At 70.4% G+C, this 3,191-nt stretch carries 2 protein-coding genes; both read left to right on the top strand.

Annotation, left to right across the window (positions count from 1 at the left end; genetic code table 11):
• Positions 1-322: 322 nt before the first annotated feature.
• The gene (locus tag JNL41_RS04980; RefSeq protein WP_293473168.1) at positions 323-1,645 is read left to right on the top strand and encodes an acyl-CoA dehydrogenase family protein; all 1,323 of its coding nucleotides are present in this window, start codon (positions 323-325) and stop codon (positions 1,643-1,645) included.
• Positions 1,646-1,940: 295 nt separating this feature from the next.
• Positions 1,941-3,191: class I adenylate-forming enzyme family protein (locus tag JNL41_RS04985; protein ID WP_293473169.1), on the top strand; the 1,251-nt coding region annotated here is incomplete at its 3' end.

A 3,191-nucleotide genomic window follows, 5' to 3' on the forward strand; every position in this document is an offset into this window, starting at 1 on the left:
GCAGCTCTGCATGCGCAACGACCGGCTCTCGGCGCTGGAACAGTGGTCGCTGGACTGGGACGAGGCGACGGCGGCGGAGGTGCGGTTCGGGATGGAGACGCTCCGGACCGGCTCCCACGTCGAAGGCGCGACGCGGTTCGCGGGCGGCCAGGGGCGAGGCGGGGCGTTCTGAGACCCTCCCCATCGCGATGGGGGGAGATTTGCCCGCCTCATCGCCGCCCCAACAAGCGTTTGATGTTGGGCCGGGGAGCGCGTAGCGTACCCGACTTACGAAGAAGCCGCCCCCTCCGCGAACGGGCAGGCGGCCGTTGGGAGGCGTGCCATGGCGTGGGATTTCGAGACCGACCCCGAGTTCCAGAAGAAGCTGGACTGGATCGAGGATCTCATGCGCGAGGAGATCGAGCCGCTCAGTCACCTGGGCATGGCCGTCTACTCCACCGAGGGCCGCAAGCGGTTCATCAAGCCGCTGCAGGAGAAGGTGAAGGCGCAGGGCCTGTGGGCCTGCCACCTGGGCCCCGAGCTGGGCGGCCAGGGCTTCGGCCAGCTCAAGCTGGCGCTGATGAACGAGAAGCTGGGGCGCAACAACCTGGCCCCCAGCGTCTTCGGCTGCCAGGCGCCCGACAGCGGCAACGCCGAGATCATCGCCCACTACGGCACCGAGGCGCAGAAGGAGAAATACCTCTGGCCGCTGCTGAACGGCGAGATCCGCTCGGCCTTCTCGATGAGCGAGCCCACCGGCGGCTCGGACCCGCTGACCTTCAAGACCCGCGCGGTCCTGGACGGCGGCGAGTGGGTCATCAACGGCGAGAAGTGGTTCTCCACGAACGCCCAGTACTCGAAGGTGCTGGTGCTCTACGCGGTGACCGATCCCGACGCCAAGGACCCCTACCGGCGCACCTCGATCTTCCTGGTGCCCACCGACACCCCCGGGGTGGAGATCATCCGCAACGTGGCCGTGGGCGCGGGCGGGGCCATCGGCGGCGGCAACGAGGGCTACGTCCGCTACAACAACGTGCGGCTGCCCTACGACGCGCTGCTGGGCGACCGCGGCGCGGCGTTCGTGATCGCGCAGGTGCGGCTGGGCGGCGGACGCGTCCACCACGCCATGCGCACCGTGGGCGCCTGCCGCCATGCGCTGGACCTGATGTGCCGCCGCGCGGTGTCGCGCACGACGCGGGACGGGCGGCTCAGCGACCTGCAGATGGTGCAGGAGCAGATCGCCGACTCGTGGATCGCGGTGGAGAGCTTCCGCCTGCTGGTGCTGCGCACCGCCTGGCTGATCGACAAGCACAAGGACTACCAGAAGGTCCGCAAGGACATCGCGGCGATCAAGGTGGCGATGCCGCAGGTCTATCACGACGTGGCGACGAAGGCCGCGCACCTGCACGGGGCGCTGGGCGTCTCCAACGAGATGCCCTTCATGCACATGGTCAACTCGGCGCTGGTCATGGGCATCGCCGACGGGCCGACCGAGGTCCACAAGGTGACCCTCGCGAAGCAGGTCCTGAAGGACTACCAGCCCGACAACGACCTCTTCCCCAGCTACCATATCCCGAAGCTCCGCGAGGAAGCCGAGAAGCGCTTCGCCAAGGACCTCGACGAGATCAAGGCGGCCTATGCGGGGCGTGCGAGGGCGCGGGCCTGACCGGGGCCTCACCTCCCCCGCGAAGCGGCGGGAGGGGACCGCTCGCCGAGCGCAGCGAAGAGCGAGTGGTGGAGGGGGCGAGCTTCAAGCTCGGCGGATCGATCGGCTGTATTGAGCGCGGCGGACGGGGCTCGCCCCCTCCACCATCCGCTCTACGTCCGGCTGACGCCGGCCTCGGCGGACGGTCCCCCTCCCGCCGCTTCGCGGGGGAGGTAAGGACGGTTGCCTGCCGCAAGGTCGGCTGTGCGACCGGCCGTCAGGCGCATAGTGTCGAGTATCCAAGAGGTTGAGACCCGTGACCGATCCCAAGCCCTGGCCCGTGATGTCGATCGACGAGGCGCACGCGCGCCTGACCGCGCCGGGGGCGCCGTTCGAGATCGAGGAGAAGACGATCCGGGGCGTCCTCACCCGGACGTGGAAGAACGCGCCGCCGACGTTGCGCGACGTGTTCGTGAACGGCCAGCGGTTCGGCGACCGGGAGTTCCTGGTCTACGAGGGCGACCGCGCCACCTTCGCGACCTTCGGCAAGGCCACCGTCGCGCTGGCGCACCGGCTGGCGGCCGACGGGGTGAAGAAGGGCGACCGGGTCGCCGTCATCATGCGCAACCTGCCGGAATGGCCGGTCTGCTTCTGGGCCGGGCAACTGATCGGCGCGATCGTGACCCCGCTGAACGCCTGGTGGACCGGGCCCGAGCTCGAGTACGGCCTGGCCGACTCGGGGACCAAGGTCGCGTTCGTGGACGACGAGCGGCTGGGGCGGATCGCCGAGTCGCTGGCCGCGCTGCCGGACCTGGAGAAGATCTACGTCACCCGCCACGACGGCGCGCCGGCGACCCCGCGGACCGAGCGGCTGGAGGACGTGATCGGCGCGGTGAACGACTGGGGCCGGCTACCGGATCTGGCGCTGCCGCAGGTGGAACTGGGGCCGGAGGACGACGCGACGATCCTCTACACCTCGGGCACGACCGGGCGGCCGAAGGGCGCGCTGGGCACGCATCGGAACATGACGTCGAACATCGGCGCGGGCGGCATCTCGGCGGCGCGGAACTTCCTGCGCGCGGGCGAGCCGCTGCCCGAGATGGACCCGACGAAGGCGCCGCAGCGGGCGAGCCTGCTGGTGGTGCCGATGTTCCACGCGACCGGGCTCTCGGCGACGCTGGGGCCGTCGATGAACTCGGGCGGCAAGGTGGTGCTGATGCGCCGCTGGGACGCCGAGCCCGCCATGAAGCTGATCGAGCGCGAAAAGGTCACGGCGACGGGCGGCGTCCCCACCATCGCCTGGCAGCTGATCGAGCATCCGGCCCGCGCCAAGTACGATCTCTCCTCGCTGGCGGCGGTCACCTACGGCGGCGCGCCGTCGGCGCCCGAACTGGTGCGCAAGATCGCCGAGATCTTCCCGGGCTCGCAGCCCGGCAACGGCTGGGGCATGACCGAGACTACGGCCACCTTCACCAGCCACCTGGGCCGCGACTACGAGAACCGCCCCGACAGCGCGGGCCCCGCCGCCCCGGTCGGCGAGATGCACGTGCGCGACCCCGCCGACGGC

Source organism: Phenylobacterium sp. (assembly GCF_016793285.1).
Classification (GTDB): Bacteria; Pseudomonadota; Alphaproteobacteria; order Caulobacterales; family Caulobacteraceae; genus Phenylobacterium.

What these genes read in the sequence shown, in the direction of transcription:
- JNL41_RS04980 (WP_293473168.1), top strand. Translation starts at nt 323, where the DNA reads ATGGCGTGGGATTTCGAGACCGACCCCGAGTTCCAGAAGAAGCTGGAC.